Origin of the sequence: Herbaspirillum sp. LeCh32-8 (assembly GCF_017814915.1) — a bacterium.
Classification (GTDB): domain Bacteria; phylum Pseudomonadota; class Gammaproteobacteria; order Burkholderiales; family Burkholderiaceae_D; genus Herbaspirillum.
Genome location: NZ_JAGIPZ010000002.1, coordinates 212,738 through 229,322, shown reverse-complemented (window position 1 = coordinate 229,322; position 16,585 = coordinate 212,738). Strand labels below are relative to the sequence as shown.

Genomic DNA, 16,585 nt, shown 5'->3' with positions numbered 1-16,585 from the left:
AGCCCGGCGCCCGCCGGGCTTTTCGTTTGAGCGCCCCGGAGCAGGCCCGGCAAGGTACAATCGCGGGGTATTTGTAACCGTGCCCTCGAGCGACACGCCGTGACCACCTCCCCAAACGCACAAAGCGCCACCTCTTCCGTCAAAGCTTACCTGCAGGATTTGCAACACCGCATCGTCACCGCCCTCGAACAGGCGGACGGCAAGTCCTTCCTTTCCGATTCCTGGGAACGCCCGGAAGGCGGCGGCGGGACGTCGCGCCTGCTGGAAGAAGGCAATGTGCTGGAGCGCGGCGGCGTGGGCTTCTCGCATGTGATGGGCAAGAACCTGCCGCCCTCGGCGGCGGCCAACCGTCCGCAGATCGCCGGGCGCGCCTGGGAGGCGATGGGGGTGTCGCTGGTGCTGCATCCGCGCAACCCCTACATCCCGACGGTGCACATGAACGTGCGCTTCTTCAGCACCCATGCCGAAGGCGAAGAGCCGGTCTGGTGGTTCGGCGGCGGCATGGACCTGACGCCCTACTACGGCTTCGAACAGGACGCGCAGCATTTCCATCGCACCTGCCGCGATGCGCTGCAGCCCTACGGCAACGAGCTGTACCCGCGCTTCAAAAAATGGTGCGACGAGTACTTCTACCTGAAGCACCGCAAGGAGCCGCGCGGCGTGGGCGGCATCTTCTTCGACGATTTCAACGCCCTGCCCTTCGAGCAAGCCTTCGCCATGCAGCGCAGCGTGGGCGACGCTTTCCTGGACGCCTACCTGCCCATCCTGGCACAGCGCCGCGATACGCCCTACGGCGAACGCGAGCGCGACTTCCAGGCCTATCGCCGCGGACGTTACGTGGAATTCAACCTGGTGTTCGACCGCGGCACGCTGTTCGGCCTGCAGTCGGGCGGCCGTACCGAGTCCATCCTGATGTCGATGCCGCCGCTGGTGAAGTGGCGCTATGACTGGCATCCCGAACCGGGCAGCGCCGAGGCAAAGCTGTATTCCGACTTCCTGGTGCACAAGGAATGGCTGTAATGGCGCCGCGCGCGGCCAAGCGCTGCGTCGCCGTGCTGGGCGGCAGCTTCGATCCGGTGCACACCGGCCACGTGCTGCTGGCCGAGCACTTCGTGCAACTGCTGCAACCCGACGAGCTGCGCGTGATTCCTGCCGGCAACCCCTGGCAGAAACACGGCCTGCAAGCGACCCCGGCCGACCGGGTGGAAATGGTGCGGCGCGCCTTCAGCGCCCAGCAGGTGCCGGTGTTCATTGATGAGCAGGAAATCCGCCGCACCAGCGCGACCTATACCATCGACACCCTGCGCGCGCTGCGTACGGAACTCGGTCCCGAGGTCTCCATCGTATTTCTGATGGGCGCCGACCAGCTGCTGCACCTGGACACCTGGCAGCACTGGCAGGAATTATTCGATTACGCACATCTGTGCGCGGCTTCGCGCCCCGGCTTCGAGCTGGCCGAAGCCCACGTGCCGCCGGCGGTGATGGACGAGTTCAAGCGTCGCGCCGGCAGCCCCCAAGACATTCGCAGCACCACGCACGGATACGGCTACCTGGCCTCCGGGCTGGCGGTCGACATCTCGTCGACCGAAATCCGTGCCCAGCTGCAACAAGGCCTGCGCCCCGATTCGCTGATTCCGGCGGGGGTGCTAGACTATATCCAACAACAACATCTGTACCAAAGCTAATCTAATGGACATCAAAAAACTGCAAACCCTGGTCGTGGACGCCCTTGAAGACGTCAAGGCGCAAGAAATCCGCATCTTCGACACCACCCACCTGACCAGCCTGTTCGACCGCGTGGCGATCGCCTCCGGCACCTCGAACCGTCAAACCAAGGCGCTGGCCGCCTCGGTGCGCGACAAGGTCAAGTCCAAGGGCGGCAATGTCGTCAGCATGGAAGGCGAAGACACCGGTGAATGGGTGCTGGTCGACCTGGGCGACATGATCGTCCACATCATGCAGCCGGCCATCCGCGCCTATTACCGCCTGGAAGAAATCTGGGGCGACAAGGAAGTGAAACTGGGCGCCGCCAAACGCACCGGCACCTCCGCCGCTGCCAAGCGCGCCGCCGCCGAGGATGGCCCGGCCCCGAAGATGCGCCGCACCAAGGCCCAGGCCGAAGCGGTCGAAGCCAGCCAGGCACTGGATGACGACGACGAGCCGAAGAAGCCGGCACGCAAGCCGCGCGCCACCGCAGCTGCCGCCACGACCACCCGCACCCCGCGCGCCGGCACCACCACGCGCACCACCGGCACCAAGGCCACCGCCGCCAAGACCACCACCACCCGCGCCAGCGCGGCCAAGGCCGGTACTGCAGCGGCAAAGCCTGCTGCGAAGTCGGCCGCCAAGCCCGCAACCAAGAAGGCCGCAGCACCCAAGACCCCGACCGGCAAGACCGTGCGCGTGGCAGCAGCCAAGAGCAACTCGGCCAAGAAGCCTGCGTCCAAACGCGTCTCCAAGGCTTGATGCAGCTGGTCATCGCTGCAGTCGGCCACAAGATGCCGGCGTGGATCGAAACCGGCTTTCAGGAATATGCCAAGCGCATGCCGCCTGAATGCCGGATCCTGTTGAAAGAAATCAAACCCGTTGAACGCTCCGGCAGCCGCACGGCCGAAACCGTGATGGCGCAGGAGCGCGAGAAGATCGAGGCGGCGCTGCCCAAGGGCGCGCGCATTATCGCCCTCGACGAACGCGGCCGCGACTGGACCTCGGTGCAGCTCTCGCAAAACCTGGTCCAGTGGCAGCAGGACGGACGCGACGTCGCCTTCGTCATCGGCGGCGCGGACGGACTCGATCCCGGCTTCAAGGCCGGCGCCGACACCCTGATCCGCATTTCCAGCATGACCCTGCCGCACGGCATGGTGCGCGTCATGCTGGCTGAACAACTGTACCGGGCGTGGTCGATCACCCAGAACCATCCGTATCACCGCGCCTGAGATCTGCCCATCTCACATGGCCGCCGGCCACGACCGGCGCAGAAACGAGTGCCCATGAAACAAGCGGAACAGAAGATCTACCTGGCTTCCAAGAGCCCGCGCCGGCGTGAGCTGCTGCGCCAGATCGGCATCGATTTCGAACTGCTGCTCTCGGAAAAGGAAGTCGACGAAAGCGTGTTGCCCAACGAAGGCCCGCTGGACTACGTCGCGCGCGTCACCCGCGACAAACTGCACAGCGCGCAGCAGACCATGATCCTGCGCCAGTTGCCGCACCGCCCGTTGCTGTCGGCCGACACCACGGTGGTGATCGACCACCTGATCCTGGGCAAGCCGGCCGATCACGATGAAGCGGTGCAGATGATCTCGCGCCTGTCCGGCCGTACCCACCAGGTGCTGACCAGTGTCGCCGTGGGACTCACCATGGGTGTGGAAACCGAGATCTGGCAGATCACCCAGCAGTCCGACGTCAGCTTCGCCGACCTGACCGACGAGGCCATCCAAGCCTACTGCAACACCATCGAGCCCTACGACAAGGCCGGCGCCTACGGCATCCAGGGCCTGGCCTCCATGTTCATCAGCAATATCGTGGGCAGCCATTCCGGTATCATGGGGTTGCCGCTGTTCGAGACGGCTCAACTATTACAAAAAGCGGGCGTTCGGATCCTATGAGCGAAGACATTCTGATCAACATCACCCCGCAGGAGACACGCGTGGCGCTGGTCCTGCAGGGCGCAGTGCAAGAGCTGCACATTGAGCGCACGCTCTCGCGCGGCCTGGCGGGCAACATTTACCTGGGCAAGGTAGTGCGCGTGCTGCCCGGCATGCAATCGGCCTTCATCGACATCGGCCTGGAGCGCGCAGCCTTCCTGCACGTGGCCGACATCTGGGAAGCGCGGCCGCATGACGGCCAGAACGCCCCGGCCATCCCCATCGAGAAACTGCTGCACGACGGCCAGACCGTAACCGTACAGGTGATCAAGGATCCGATCGGCACCAAGGGCGCGCGCCTGTCGACGCAGATCTCGATCGCCGGCCGCATGCTGGTCTACCTGCCGCAGGACAAGCACATCGGCATCTCGCAGCGCATCGAGAACGAAGCCGAGCGCGAGCTGCTGCGCAGCAAGGTGCAGGCGCTGCTGCCGCCCGAGGAAAAAGGCGGCTTCATCATCCGCACCATGGCCGAGGACGCGTCCGACTCCGACCTGCAGATGGACGTGGAATACCTGCGCAAGACCTGGTCCACCATCGTCAAGCAGAGCAAGACCAATCCCGCCCCCACCCTGCTGCACCAGGATCTTTCGCTGGCCCAGCGGGTGCTGCGCGACTTCGTCAGCGACGACACCTCGACCATCCAGGTGGACTCGCGCGAGAACTTCCACATGCTGCAGGAGTTCGGCGCCACCTATACGCCGTCGGTGCTGCAGCGACTGATGCACTACCGCGGCGAGCGCCCGCTGTTCGAGCTCTACGGCGTGGAAGAGGAAATCGAACGCGCGCTGGGTCGGCGGGTCGACCTGAAATCGGGCGGCTACCTGATCGTCGACCAGACCGAGGCGATGACCACCATCGACGTCAACACCGGCAGTTTCGTCAACGGCCGCAACTTCGACGACACCATCTTCAAGACCAACCTCGAGGCGGCGCACGCCATCGCGCGCCAGCTGCGGCTGCGCAACCTGGGCGGTATCATCATCCTCGACTTCATCGACATGGAGAGCACCGAGCACCGCAACGCGGTGCTGGCCGAGCTGGGCAAGGCGCTGCATCGCGACCGCACCAAGATCTCGGTGTCGGGTTTCTCGACGCTGGGCCTGGTGGAAATGACGCGCAAGCGCACCCGCGAGTCGCTGGCCCACATCCTGTGCGAGACCTGCCCCGCTTGCAAGGGCCGCGGCCAGGTCAAGACCTCGCGCACGGTATGCTACGAGATCCTGCGTGAAGTGATGCGCGAGGCCAAGCAGTTCAACCCGCGCGAATTCCGCATCCTGGCCTCGCAGGTGGTGGTGGACATGTTCCTGGAAGAAGAGTCGCAGCACCTGGCGATGCTGGGGGATTTCATCGGCAAGCCGATTTCGCTGCAGGTGCAGAGCGATTACCAGCAGGAGCAGTACGACATCATCCTGATGTAGCCATCCGGGCAAGATGACGGCGGCGGACAACGAATTCGGGGTAAAGCCGCCGCCGCCGGGCGTGCCATGCATTAAAATGCTGGGTTTTCTCACTCCCGAGAGGTGGCCGCACGGCCGGCCCTCCCGACTTGCACTCCATGTCCTTCTATACATCGCTGGCGGTCCTGCTGTTTTCGGCCATCGCCCTGATCGTGCCGAGCGGCTTCTCGCTGGGCGCCGTCATGTTGGTCCTCGGCGCCTTGTGCCTGCTCAGGCGCAATGCCGCCCGGTTTAGCCTCAGTGGCGAGGACAAGGCCCTGATGCTGGCCTTTGCGTTGTACTTCCTGATCAACACGCTGCTCAATGTGCTGCATCATGCGGCCGGCAACGAATACGACCAGCACCTGCGCTTCGTGCTGGCCATCCCGGCGCTGCTGTTGCTGCTCGCCTATCCGCCGCGCGCAAGCGCATTCTGGGCCGGACTGGCCCTGGGCGGGATCGGCGCCATCGTCCTCAGCTTGTGGCAACTGCGCGTGGGCCATATCGAACGCCCGGGCGGCAGCACCAACCCCATCCAGTACGGCAACATCGCGCTGGTCCTGGCGACCACCTGCGCCTGCGGCCTGGCGTGGGCCCGGCATCAGCAGCGCGCGATGGCATGGACGCTGTTGTTGCTGCTGGGCACCATCACCGGCCTGGCCGCCTCGTTCATCAGCGGCAGCCGCGGCAGCTGGATGGCCCTGCCCGCCTGCGTGGTGCTGGCCGTGGTCCTGGCGTCGCGCCGCCATACCGGCGCCCTGGTGCGCAACGCCGCCATCGTGCTGATCGCCGCACTGGTCGTGCTGTGGGCGGTGCCGCAGACCGGCTTCAAGGCGCGCATCGAGCTTGCCGTCTCCGAAACCAGCAACTACATGCACAAGAACAACGCCGAGGTCGCCGAGACCTCGGTCGGCGCGCGCCTGGAAATGTGGCGCGTCGGCGTCGGCATGCTTTCCGGCCACCTGCTGACTGGCTGGGGCAAGAAGGGCCTGATGGACCATAAGGCGCAACTGGTGGAGCAAGGCCTGGCCTCTCCGGGCGTGCTGGATCACTCGCACCTGCATAACGAATACCTGGACGCGCTGGTCAAGCGCGGCATCCCTGGCCTGCTGGCCGTCTTCATCCTGTACGGCGTACCGCTGGTGCTGTTCGCGCGCCATTTGCGCGACGGCGAAGGCCCGCGCAAGTACGCGCTGGCCGGCATCCTGCTGGTGGTCAGCTACATGATGTTCGGCCTGACCCAGGCCTTCCTGACGCACAACAACGGCGTCATGATCCTGGCCTTCCTGATGGCGATCCTGTGGGCCAAGGTGCGCACGACCCCGGCCCACCCGACGACTTTCGCCTAACCATACACTTGGGCGCCGATGCACCGGCATCGTCGCCCCGCAGCAAACAAGGAGCGAGGATGTTGCCTCCCAATATGAAGCGCCTGGCCGCCCTGCACTGGCCCTACCGCAAACGCCTGGCGCTGGCCTTCCTGGGCATGATCGTCACGGCCGCCACCGAGCCGGTGGTGCCCTACATCTTCCAGCTGCTGCTGGACAAGGGTTTCGTCGGCAAGCCGGCCTTTTCGCTGTGGCTGGTGCCGGCGGCGGTGATCGGCATCTTCTTCATCCGCGGCATCGCCACCTTCACCAGCTCGTACATGATGACCTGGGTATCGACCCGCGTACTGAACGAATTGCGACGCCAGATGTTTGCGCGCATGCTGGACCTGCCCATCCATTTCTACGCCAACAACACCGTGGGCAAGGTCATCAACTCCATGATGTTCGAGGTACAGCAGATCATCGACATGGTGACCAAGGTGTTCACCTCCATCGTGCGTTCGGCCCTGACCGTGGTGGGCCTGCTGGCCTGGCTGCTGTACCTGAACTGGGCGCTGACCATCGTCACGCTGGTGCTGCTGCCGCTGGTGACCATCGTGGTGCGCAGCACCGGCAAGCGCCTGAAGAAACTCAACCGCGACTCGCTGGCCGTCAATGCCGAACTGACCCAGGTCATCGAAGAAACCACCCGCGCCCAGCAGGTCATCAAGATCTTCGGCGGCCAGGACTACGAGAAGACCCGCTTCCACGAGCGCGCCGAGAACCTGCGCCGCTACACCATGCGCATGACCGCGGCGTTCTCCTCCACCGTACCGATCACCCAGCTGATGACCGCTTGCGCGGTCGCCATCGTGATCGTGATGGCGCTGATCCAGTCGGGCAACGGGCAGATCACGGTGGGCGGCTTTGTGTCCTTCATCACGGCCATGCTGATGCTGCTGACGCCGCTCAAGCAGCTGGCCGAAGTCAACGGGCCGCTGCAGCGCGGCATGGCGGCGGCCGAAGAAGTCTACAAGCTGATCGACAAGGAAATCGAACGCAGCACCGGCCAAGCCCTGACGGCGCGCGCCCAGGGGCGCCTGAAGTTCGAGGATGTCGGCTTCACCTATCCGGGCCAGGAAAAAACGGCGCTGCAAGGCATCAACCTGAATGTCGAGGCCGGCGAGACCATCGCTTTTGTCGGCATGTCCGGCGGCGGAAAATCGACGCTGGTGAGCCTGATCCCCGGTTTCTACTCCGCCACGCAGGGACAGATCCTGCTGGACGAGCGCCCCATCGAATCGATCTCGCTCTACAGCCTGCGCCAGCAGATCGCCATGGTGAACCAGAACACCGTGCTGTTCGACGACACCCTGGCCGCCAACATCGCCTACGGCGAGCACACCCCGGACCCGGCGCGCATCGCCGCCGCAGTGGAAGCGGCGCACCTGGGCGACGTCGTACAGGGCCTGCCGGACGGCCTGCAGACCCGCATCGGCGATAACGGCTCGCGCCTGTCGGGCGGCCAGCGCCAGCGCGTGGCGATCGCCCGCGCGATCTACAAGGACGCGCCCATCCTGATCCTGGACGAGGCCACCTCGGCGCTGGATACCGAGTCCGAGCGCGCGGTGCAGGCCGCGCTGGATCGCCTGATGCAGGGCCGCACCACCTTCGTGATCGCGCACCGCCTGTCGACCATCGAACGCGCCGACCGCATCGTGGTGCTGGCGCACGGCCAGATCGCCGAGATCGGCAGCCACCAGGAACTGCTGGCCCGGGAAGGCGTGTACGCCAACCTGTATCGCCTGCAGTTCTCCCAACAAAAAGAAGCCTGACCCGCACACCGGCATGCAAACCACACTGATCCCAACGGACCTGCTGAAGAAGTCGGACAAGATCCTCTTCATCGCCCACCTGGCGCTGGGCGACTTCACCTACCTGCAAAATTTCTTCAAGGCCTTCGCCGAGCAGAACCCGCATCTCAAGGTGCACCTGTGGGTGGATGAAGTACGCCGCACCGCCGACGCCGCCCAGTGGCCGCACCTGAAAAAATATTCGCTGTACGACTGGACCGCGGCCTGCCCCTTCTTCGCCAAGGTCTACAACCAGACCTACAGCCCGGAGCTGTACCGCGCATCGATTGACGAGGCGCGCCGCGAGCACTATCCCATCGTGGTCTCGCTGGCGACGCTGCGCCCGCACCTGTATGCCGGCCTGGCGCGCGAGATCAGCCCGCAGGGGCTGGTGATCGGCATGAAGAAGAAGGTCAAGTTCTTCGAGCCGCACCACCTGCTGGCCTACCGCAAGCTGGACGCGGCCGTGCCGCCGTATCAGGCGAGCGGCCAGGAGCACCACATCAGCGACGTCTACGCGCACTGGTTCGGCCAGCTGAGCGGGCTGGAAGTCAGCGAAGCCGCGCGCTTCCCCTTCGTGGAGATCCCGCCGCAGTGGCGGCAATACGCCGAAGAGAAACTGGCCGCCTGGAATTTCGCCCCGCGCACCGGCAAGCTGGTGTTCATCAACCCCTACGCCAAGACCAGGAAGCGCTGCTGGCCGCTGGAGCATGTCGCCGCGCTGGTGCAGGCCATGCAGGCCCGCCCCGGCTGGCAGGACGCCTGCTTCATCGTCAATGCCGTGCCGCAGGAGCTGGCCAATGCGCGTGAGGTGATCGGCCGCTACGGCCTGCAGCGCACCGAACTGTTCAGCGCCGAAGACAACTTCTTCCAGTTGCCGGCCGTGCTGGAACGCTGCGACCTGATCATCTCGGTGGAGACCGCCGTGATGCACCTGGCCAATGCGGTGCATGTGCCGGTGATTGCGCTGATGCGCCAGAAGAATCCCGAATGGGTGCCGATCGACCGCGCCAACAGCACGGTCATCACCGCACCGCACCGTCGCGACTGGGTCAAGGCGGTATCCGTAGAACAAGTCATGGAAGCCATCCGATGAAGGTCCCGACCACAGCAGAAATCATGGCCCAGCCGTCCAACGGCAAGCCCTCCTTCCATATCGCGTTCTGCGTCGACAACAATTACTTCCGCGCCATGGGCGGCACCATCGCCTCCATCGTCGCCAACAACCCCGGGCAGCACTTCACGTTCCACGTGCTGGCCTTCGAGGTGTCCGAAGACCACCAGCGCCGCTTGAAGCAACTGGAGCAGATGTACCGCGTCAAGACCGAACTGCACCTGCTGGACCTGTCTTCGTTCACCCAGTTCTCGCACTTCATCGGCCACTCCCACTATTCGCTGTCCATCTTCACGCGCCTGGTGATCCCCACCGTGCTGCGCGGCGTGACCGACCGCGTGCTCTATCTGGACGCCGACATCCTCTGCTTCAACAAGCTCGACGAGCTGGTGGACATGGACATCTCCAGCGACATCGCGGTCGTCGTGCCGGATGCGCCGGTCACGCTGCAGCGCCGGGTGGCCGCATTGGGACTGAAGCACAACGAGTACTTCAACGGCGGCGTGTTCTTCATCAACATCGAGAAATGGCTGGCCGAGGACATCACGGCCAAGACGCTCGACACCCTGCTGACCAGCAAGACCGACATGCGCTTCAACGACCAGGACGCGCTCAACATCGTGCTCAACGGCCGCGCGCGCTACGTCTCGCCGAAGTGGAACTATCTGTACGACCTGATTCACGACCTGAACGTCAACAAGTTCGCCTTGAAGCCGGTCGGCAAAGCCATCTTCGTGCACTTCGCCGGCGCCGTGAAGCCATGGGCCGCGTGGAGCCGCCATGAAGCCTGCGAGCTGTTCCGCCGCTACCTCGACATCTCGCCCTGGGCCGACATGTCGCTGGATACGGAACCACGCAACACCAAGGAGCTGCGCATGCATTCGCGCTTCATGTACCGCCAGGGCAAGCCGCTGGAAAGCCTGCGCTGGTATCTGCGTTATCTGGGCAAGCGCGCATCGAAGTAACATCGCGGCCACGCCGGGCGAGGCGATAATGAGGCGGTCTTGCCCGTGTCGCCGTCGCCCGACAAAATCCCCTCCGGCTCGCAATCGACGAGACGCACCGCACCGTCCCTACCTGCTTTTACACAAACTTATCGCCTTCCCCGGAACCGAAGCCGCTTCGCCTCTCTCCATATTGGATCCCCAGAGACTCCAAAAGGAAGACAGGTCATGGCATCGCACCGCAAACTCATCAGTAGCTCGCATATCCTGATCTGCCGCACCGACAACATCGGCGATGTGGTGCTGACCCTGCCGATGGCGCAACGGCTGCATGAACTGAACCCCGGCGCCCGGATCAGCCTGCTCTGCCGCAGCTACGTGGCCGATGTCGCCAAGCTCAGCAGTTGCATCGATGAGGTCGTCGTGCTGGAAGACATCGAGCAGGATCCGGTGGCCTTCTTCAAAAACTCCGACATCGACACGGTCATCTTCGCCCAACCCAACCGGATGCTGGTGCATGCGGCCTTTCGCGCGGGCATCCGCAACCGGATCGGCAATGCGCGACAGAAGCTCTACCTGATGCTGTTCTGCAACCGATGGGTCCGATTCAGCAAGCGCCTGACGGATCATCATGAAGCGCAGATCAATTTCGAATTCCTCAAACCCTTCGGCGACGACGCCATACCGACGCTGGAGGAAGTCTCCCACTATCAGCACTTCGACCTGCCGACGCCGGACCAGGGAATGAGCTCCCTGCTTTGCGGCGAGCATTTCAACCTGATTTTTCATCCGCGCTCGAACGGTCATGGGAGGGAATGGCCGGTCGAGCATTTCGAGCAGCTGGCGCGACTGCTGGCGACGGATCATCGCATCAGGATCTGGCTGACCGGCAGCGCGGCGGAGGGCGAATGGCTGCGCGCCAATGCGGCGTCATTGCTGGCGCAGCCCAACGTCACCGATGTGTGCGGTCGTTTCAGCCTGGAACAATTGGCCGTGTTCATCAACGAGAGCGATGCGCTGATTGCCAGCGGAACCGGTCCCTTGCATCTTTCCGGCGCGCTGGGAAAACACACCATCGGCCTGTTTCCGCCCACGCGGCCCATGCATCCGGGTCGCTGGGCGGCGCTGGGCGAGCATTCGGTCAACCTCTGCAGCAACCACGCGTGCGCCGAGTGCGCCACCAATACCAGCCGCACCTGCAATTGCATGAAGGAGATTTCTCCCGAACAAACGGCGCAGATCGTGCTGCAGTGGTCGCAAGAAAAAGCGAACGAAAGCGCCGCGCACACGCAGCCCACGGCGCAAAACGCCGCCCTGCTGCACTAGCGCGGATATCGCCGTCGGCGTGTTCGTGAATTCGTGAAGGCAGCCGTCGCCGGCCAATGGCTTGCGGCGCTCAGACGCCGGACGGGTCAGCCGGCAAGGCCGCCTTGCGGTGGTCGATGGCCGTCAGGAAGATCGCCAGGCTGATTGCGTAGAAGCCATTCAGGATGACCCAGAAGAACATGACGTCGGTCATGTCGAACACCATGAAGCCGATGCACAGGCACATGCCCATGGCGGCCCATGTCCGCACCACGTCGTCGGCGTGCCGCAGCGCACGCGCGAAATAGACCATCGGCGCCAGGTAGACCAGCATCCAGGCGATCAATCCGCCGCTGCCCCACAAGGCCATCTGGAACATCAAGCCGTTGTGCGCATGCGGCAGCTCGACAATCGACGCGCTGACCTTTCCTTCCCCTGCCAGACGGTAGAGCTCCGGTTTGAACTGTTGCCGTCCCACGCCCCACAAGGGCTGCTCACGGAACATGAGCCAGGAGGCGCGCCAGATTTCCAGCCGCTGGCCGACCGAGGTGTCGCGATTGCCGCCATCGGCATACGCCGTCAAATCGTTGCGCACGCCGGCCAGACGTTCGCCGACGGCGTCGCTGCGCATGGCGCCGGCGCCCAGCAGCACCAGCGGAATCAGCAGGATCGCGGCTTTTTGCCAAGCTTTCAGCGACCGCAGGTACCACACGAAGAAAACTGCAAAGAACGGCAACGCCAGCCAGGTGCCCCGGGTCTTGATCATGAAGGTCACGTAACAGGCGGCGACGATGCCGATCAGCTTGCACACCAGCAGCCAGCGACTTTGACCGAGGCGCAACGACAACAGCAGCCACACGCCCAACAGCAGCGCCACATTGGAAAACACCACGCCCGGCACGAAGCCCAGGCTGCCGGTATTGGGGATGCTGCCGCCGTCGGTGACGATCCAGGCCTTGCCGCAGGCAAGCACCGCGGCCAACGTCCAGGCCCACGGCAACCAGTCCAGCCGCCCGGCGGGCAACCGGCGCACCGCCAGGAAAACGAAGAGGAACATGGCCAGGCGCAACGGACGGTCGTAGTCGCGTCCGTTGTAGTCGCCGGCCCCGACCTGATGCAGCAGTACGGCAAGGGCCGGCAGCGCCAGCGCAAGAAGGAGCGGCCAGTAACGCCGCCACACGACGGCGCGCGGGAGCGCTTGAGGAGACGCCGGCATCAGCAGGCTGGCCGCGCCGCACAGCACCAGCAGGAACAGGCAGGCGTTGGACAGATCAGGGACGATCAGCGCCAGCGTGGAGAACAGCAGCAGCAACAAGGCGATGCCCCCGTTGAGGAACGACTTGCTCAAGTGTCAGCCCCCACTGCGGCCATCGCTGTCGAGAACATCAATACTCCACCACAACGGCTTCCTTGCCGAACGACGCCACCAGCGAACTCTGCAGGCTGTCGCTGGGATTGACGCGCCAGGCGTCGCCCAGCACTACCTCACAGCCGGCGTCCGGCTGCAGGTAGCGCATCACGAACGGCAGGCCCTGGTCCTGGCGGTGCGATGACAAGGTGTCGCGCAGCAGGTTGGCGTCGACCGCCTTGTTGATCGAGACCACCATGCGCACGCCATACTGGATGCGCGCCGCGCCCAGGTCCATGACCTTCTCGACGGACACGCGCAGGCCGCCGTTGAAGCGGTCTTCCGAGACGCGCCCCTGCACCACCAGCAGCTCGTCTTCCTTGATGATGCTCTTGAACGGCTCGAACACCTCGTTGTAGATGCTGGCCTCGATGATGCCGGTGCCGTCGTCCAGCGTGCAGATCACCAGCTTGCCGCGCTGGGTCATCTGCACCCGTACGCCGGTGATGATGCCGGCCAGGCTGCGCGGCTCGCGCGAGGGTTCGAGGTTGGAGATCTTGGTGCGCACGAAGCGCCGCACTTCCTTTTCGTAGGCCGAGAACAGGTGACCCGAGAGGTAGAAGCCGAGTGCACCCTTCTCTTCGGTCAGGCGCTGCTTGTCGCTCCACGGCGGCACCTGCACGTATTCCAGGGGCGCTTCGAGGTCGCTGTCGTCGCCGCCGAAGAGGCTGACCTGGTTGGCCGATTTCTCGGCCTGCTCGGCGCTTTCCCAGGCCAGGTTGACTGAGGCCTGCAGCACCGCGCGGTCGACCTTGAAGCAGTCGAAGGCGCCGGCGCGGATCAGCGAGTCGATGGTGCGGCGGTTGATCTGTTTCTTGTCGACGCGCTTGGCGAAGTCGAACAGGTCCTTGAACGGGCCGCTCTTGCGCGCTTCGATGATGGATTCAATCGCATTCTGGCCGGCGCCCTTGACCGCGCCCAGGCCGTAGCGCACCTGCGTGGCCTTCTTGCCGGGCTCGCCGACCGGCATGAAGCGGTAGTCGGACTGGTTGATGTCCGGCGGCAGGATGGTCAGCTTGCAGATGTCGAGCGAATCCTCGATCAGGATCTTGACCTTGTCGGTGTCTTCCATGGCCAGCGACAAGTTGGCGGCCATGAACGCGGCGGGATGGTGGGCCTTGAGGTAGGCCGTGTAGTACGACAGCAGCGCGTAGGCGGCGGCGTGCGACTTGTTGAAGCCGTAGCCGGCGAACTTTTCCATCAAGTCGAAGATCTCGTCGGCCTTCTCGGTGGACAGGCCGTTCTTGGCCGCGCCCTCGCGGAACAGCTCGCGGTGCTTGGCCATTTCCTCGGCCTTCTTCTTGCCCATCGCGCGGCGCAGCAAGTCGGCGCCGCCCAGCGAGTAGCCGCCGATCACCTGCGCCATCTGCATCACCTGCTCCTGATACACCATGATGCCGTAGGTCTCGGAGAGGATGCCCTCGGTACGCGGGTCGGGATAGTCGAAGGCTTCGCCGTGCTTGCGCTTGCAGAAGTCGGGAATCAGATCCATCGGGCCCGGGCGATACAAGGCCACCAGCGCGATGATGTCCTCGAAGCGGTCGGGACGCGCGTCCTTCAGCATGCCCTGCATGCCGCGGCTTTCAAGCTGGAACACGGCGACCGTCTTGGCCTTGGTCAGCAGCTCGTAGGACGGGCGGTCGTTCAGCGGCAGCGTCTCCAGCTCGAAGTTGGCATTGGCCGGATCGAGCATGCGGATGTAGCGCACCGCGCGGTCGAGGATGGTCAGCGTGGTCAGGCCCAGGAAGTCGAACTTCACCAGGCCGACCGCCTCCACGTCATCCTTGTCGTACTGCGACACCACGCCGGCGTCGCCGCCCTGGGTGTAGAGCGGGCAGAAATCGGTCAGCTTGCCGGGGGCGATCAGCACGCCGCCCGCGTGCATGCCGATGTTGCGGGCGATGCCTTCGACCTGCTGGGCCAGGCCCATCAGCTGCTTCACTTCTTCTTCGTTCTCGAGCCGCTCCTTCAGGAGCGGCTCTTCCTCGATGGCGTCGGCCAGCGTCACCAGTTTGCCGGGCTTGAACGGGATCAGCTTGGAGATGCCGTCGCAGAAGTTGTAGCCGAGGTCCAACACGCGACCCACGTCGCGCACCGCGCCCTTGGCGGCCATGGTGCCGAAGGTGGCGATCTGCGAGACCGCCTCCTTGCCGTAGCGATCTTTCACGTACTGGATGACGCGGTCGCGGCCTTCCTGGCAAAAGTCGATGTCGAAGTCGGGCATCGATACCCGCTCGGGGTTCAGGAAGCGCTCGAACAGCAGGTTGTAGCGCAGCGGGTCCAGGTCGGTAATCAACAGGCAATACGCCACCAGCGAGCCGGCGCCGGAACCCCGTCCCGGGCCGACCGGCACGCCGTTGTTCTTGGCCCACTGGATGAAGTCGGCCACGATCAGGAAGTAGCCCGGGAACTTCATCTTGATGATGGTGTTGTTCTCGAACTCCAGACGCGCCTCATAGCGCGGGCGCTGCTTCTCGCGCTCGGCCTCGTCGGGGAACAGGTGCTTCAGGCGGTCTTCCAGGCCGGCCTTGGTCTGGGCCACCAGGAAGTCGTCGATGGTCATGCCGTCCGGCGTGGGGAAGTCCGGCAGCTGCGGCTTGCCCAGCTGCAGCACCAGGTTGCAGCGCTTGGCGATTTCCACGCTGTTGGCAATGGCGCCCGGCAGGTCGGCGAACAGCTCGGCCATCTCGGCCTGCGACTTGAAGTATTGCTGGTCGTTGAAGCGGCGCACGCGGCGCGCGTTGGCCATGATCTCGCCTTCGGCGATACAGGTGCGCGCCTCGTGGGCGATGAATTCTTCGGCGCTCTGAAACTGGATCGGGTGCGTGGCCACGCTGGGCAGGCCCAGCTTGGCGCCCAGCGCTACGGTCTGGCGCACCTGGACTTCCATGTTGGCCTGGCCGGCGCGCTGCAGCTCGAGATAGAACGAGCCCGGGAAAATCGCCGCCCAACGCTTGGCGCATTCTTCTGCCAGCGCCATGTTGCCGTTGTCGATGGCCTGGCCGATGTCGCCCTGCGAGGCGCCCGACAACGCGATCAGGCCGTTGCCGCCTTCCTGGTGGCGCAGCGCGTCCAGCCATTCCATGCGCACTTCGGCGCGGCCCTTGTACTGGTTGTTGAGCCAGGCCTCGGACAGCAACTCGCACAGCTGCAGGTAGCCGTGGCGGCTCTTGATCAGCACCAGGAGGCGGAACGGCTTCTCGCGGTCGGCGTCATTGGTGATCCACAGGTCGCAGCCGGCGATGGGCTTGACGCCCTTGCCGCGGGCTTCCTTGTAGAAGCGCACCATGCAGAACAGGTTGGCCAGGTCGGTGATGGCCAGGGCGGCCTGGCCATCCTTGGCGGCGGCCTTGACGATGTCGTCGATACGCACCAGGCCGTCGACGATGGAGTACTCCGAGTGCATCCGGAGGTGTACGAATTGCGGTGTAGTCATAGGGTCACATTTTACCGGAGGTTGGAATCCGGCCGGCCCCGGTTTGCCCGCTTTTTACGAGCGACCGACGACGCCCGGCGCGACCGCCGCCATACCCCGCGGCAAGCCCGCTTGATCTGCATCAGGGATGCG

General features: G+C 64.4%; 13 protein-coding genes. 11 read left to right on the top strand and 2 right to left on the bottom strand.

Annotation, left to right across the window (positions count from 1 at the left end; all coding sequences use genetic code 11):
- The first annotated feature begins 99 nt into the window (after positions 1–99).
- The 11 genes from hemF (at position 100) to J8I26_RS06120 (ending at position 11,630) form a co-directional block, all read left to right on the top strand.
- Complete coding sequence (hemF, locus tag J8I26_RS06170) at positions 100–1,020, top strand: oxygen-dependent coproporphyrinogen oxidase (RefSeq protein ID WP_209605198.1); 921 nt, start codon at positions 100–102, stop codon at positions 1,018–1,020.
- A complete protein-coding gene (locus tag J8I26_RS06165) occupies positions 1,020–1,685 on the top strand; it encodes a nicotinate-nucleotide adenylyltransferase (RefSeq protein ID WP_209605196.1) in 666 nt (221 codons plus the stop codon). The genes hemF and J8I26_RS06165 overlap by 1 nt, the downstream gene beginning before the upstream one ends.
- A gap of 4 nt (positions 1,686–1,689) precedes the next feature.
- A complete protein-coding gene (gene rsfS, locus J8I26_RS06160) occupies positions 1,690–2,466 on the top strand; it encodes a ribosome silencing factor (protein ID WP_209605193.1) in 777 nt (258 codons plus the stop codon).
- Positions 2,466–2,936, top strand: coding sequence for a 23S rRNA (pseudouridine(1915)-N(3))-methyltransferase RlmH (rlmH, locus tag J8I26_RS06155; protein ID WP_209605192.1), 471 nt, complete (start codon positions 2,466–2,468; stop codon positions 2,934–2,936). Before rsfS ends, rlmH begins: the two co-directional genes overlap by 1 nt.
- A gap of 54 nt (positions 2,937–2,990) precedes the next feature.
- On the top strand, positions 2,991–3,605 hold the full coding sequence (locus J8I26_RS06150) for a Maf family protein (RefSeq protein WP_209605191.1): 615 nt from the start codon (positions 2,991–2,993) through the stop codon (positions 3,603–3,605).
- Positions 3,602–5,065 (top strand): ribonuclease G, encoded by a 1,464-nt coding sequence (gene rng / locus J8I26_RS06145; protein ID WP_209605189.1) that lies wholly within the window; start codon positions 3,602–3,604, stop codon positions 5,063–5,065. Before J8I26_RS06150 ends, rng begins: the two co-directional genes overlap by 4 nt.
- Positions 5,066–5,202: 137 nt before the next feature.
- Positions 5,203–6,432 carry an O-antigen ligase family protein gene (locus tag J8I26_RS06140; protein ID WP_209605187.1) on the top strand — a complete coding sequence of 410 codons (1,230 nt, stop codon included), beginning with the start codon at positions 5,203–5,205 and terminating at the stop codon, positions 6,430–6,432.
- Between the two features lie 59 nt (positions 6,433–6,491).
- A complete protein-coding gene (gene msbA / locus J8I26_RS06135) occupies positions 6,492–8,228 on the top strand; it encodes a lipid A export permease/ATP-binding protein MsbA (RefSeq protein ID WP_209605185.1) in 1,737 nt (578 codons plus the stop codon).
- 13 nt (positions 8,229–8,241) lie between these two features.
- Positions 8,242–9,342 (top strand): glycosyltransferase family 9 protein, encoded by a 1,101-nt coding sequence (locus tag J8I26_RS06130; RefSeq protein WP_209605183.1) that lies wholly within the window; start codon positions 8,242–8,244, stop codon positions 9,340–9,342.
- On the top strand, positions 9,339–10,325 hold the full coding sequence (locus tag J8I26_RS06125; protein ID WP_209605181.1) for a glycosyltransferase: 987 nt from the start codon (positions 9,339–9,341) through the stop codon (positions 10,323–10,325). The genes J8I26_RS06130 and J8I26_RS06125 overlap by 4 nt, the downstream gene beginning before the upstream one ends.
- A 276-nt stretch (positions 10,326–10,601) precedes the next feature.
- Positions 10,602–11,630, top strand: a complete 1,029-nt coding sequence (locus J8I26_RS06120) for a glycosyltransferase family 9 protein (protein WP_348635285.1) — start codon at positions 10,602–10,604, stop codon at positions 11,628–11,630.
- A 70-nt stretch (positions 11,631–11,700) separates the two neighbouring features.
- Here J8I26_RS06120 and J8I26_RS06115 read toward each other — a convergent pair whose 3' ends face one another.
- Positions 11,701–12,957: an O-antigen ligase family protein gene (locus J8I26_RS06115; protein ID WP_209605179.1), complete on the bottom strand. Its 1,257-nt coding sequence runs from the start codon at positions 12,955–12,957 to the stop codon at positions 11,701–11,703.
- 37 nt (positions 12,958–12,994) lie between these two features.
- Complete coding sequence (gene dnaE, locus J8I26_RS06110) at positions 12,995–16,453, bottom strand: DNA polymerase III subunit alpha (protein ID WP_209605177.1); 3,459 nt, start codon at positions 16,451–16,453, stop codon at positions 12,995–12,997.
- Positions 16,454–16,585 lie beyond the last annotated feature (132 nt).

Coding starts and splice junctions, on each gene's coding strand:
- J8I26_RS06165 (WP_209605196.1), top strand. CDS start 1,020: ATGGCGCCGCGCGCGGCCAAGCGCTGCGTCGCCGTGCTGGGCGGCAGC.
- rsfS (WP_209605193.1), top strand. CDS start 1,690: ATGGACATCAAAAAACTGCAAACCCTGGTCGTGGACGCCCTTGAAGAC.
- rlmH (WP_209605192.1), top strand. CDS start 2,466: ATGCAGCTGGTCATCGCTGCAGTCGGCCACAAGATGCCGGCGTGGATC.
- J8I26_RS06150 (WP_209605191.1), top strand. CDS start 2,991: ATGAAACAAGCGGAACAGAAGATCTACCTGGCTTCCAAGAGCCCGCGC.
- rng (WP_209605189.1), top strand. CDS start 3,602: ATGAGCGAAGACATTCTGATCAACATCACCCCGCAGGAGACACGCGTG.
- J8I26_RS06140 (WP_209605187.1), top strand. CDS start 5,203: ATGTCCTTCTATACATCGCTGGCGGTCCTGCTGTTTTCGGCCATCGCC.
- msbA (WP_209605185.1), top strand. CDS start 6,492: ATGTTGCCTCCCAATATGAAGCGCCTGGCCGCCCTGCACTGGCCCTAC.
- J8I26_RS06130 (WP_209605183.1), top strand. CDS start 8,242: ATGCAAACCACACTGATCCCAACGGACCTGCTGAAGAAGTCGGACAAG.
- J8I26_RS06125 (WP_209605181.1), top strand. CDS start 9,339: ATGAAGGTCCCGACCACAGCAGAAATCATGGCCCAGCCGTCCAACGGC.
- dnaE (WP_209605177.1), bottom strand. CDS start 16,453: ATGACTACACCGCAATTCGTACACCTCCGGATGCACTCGGAGTACTCC.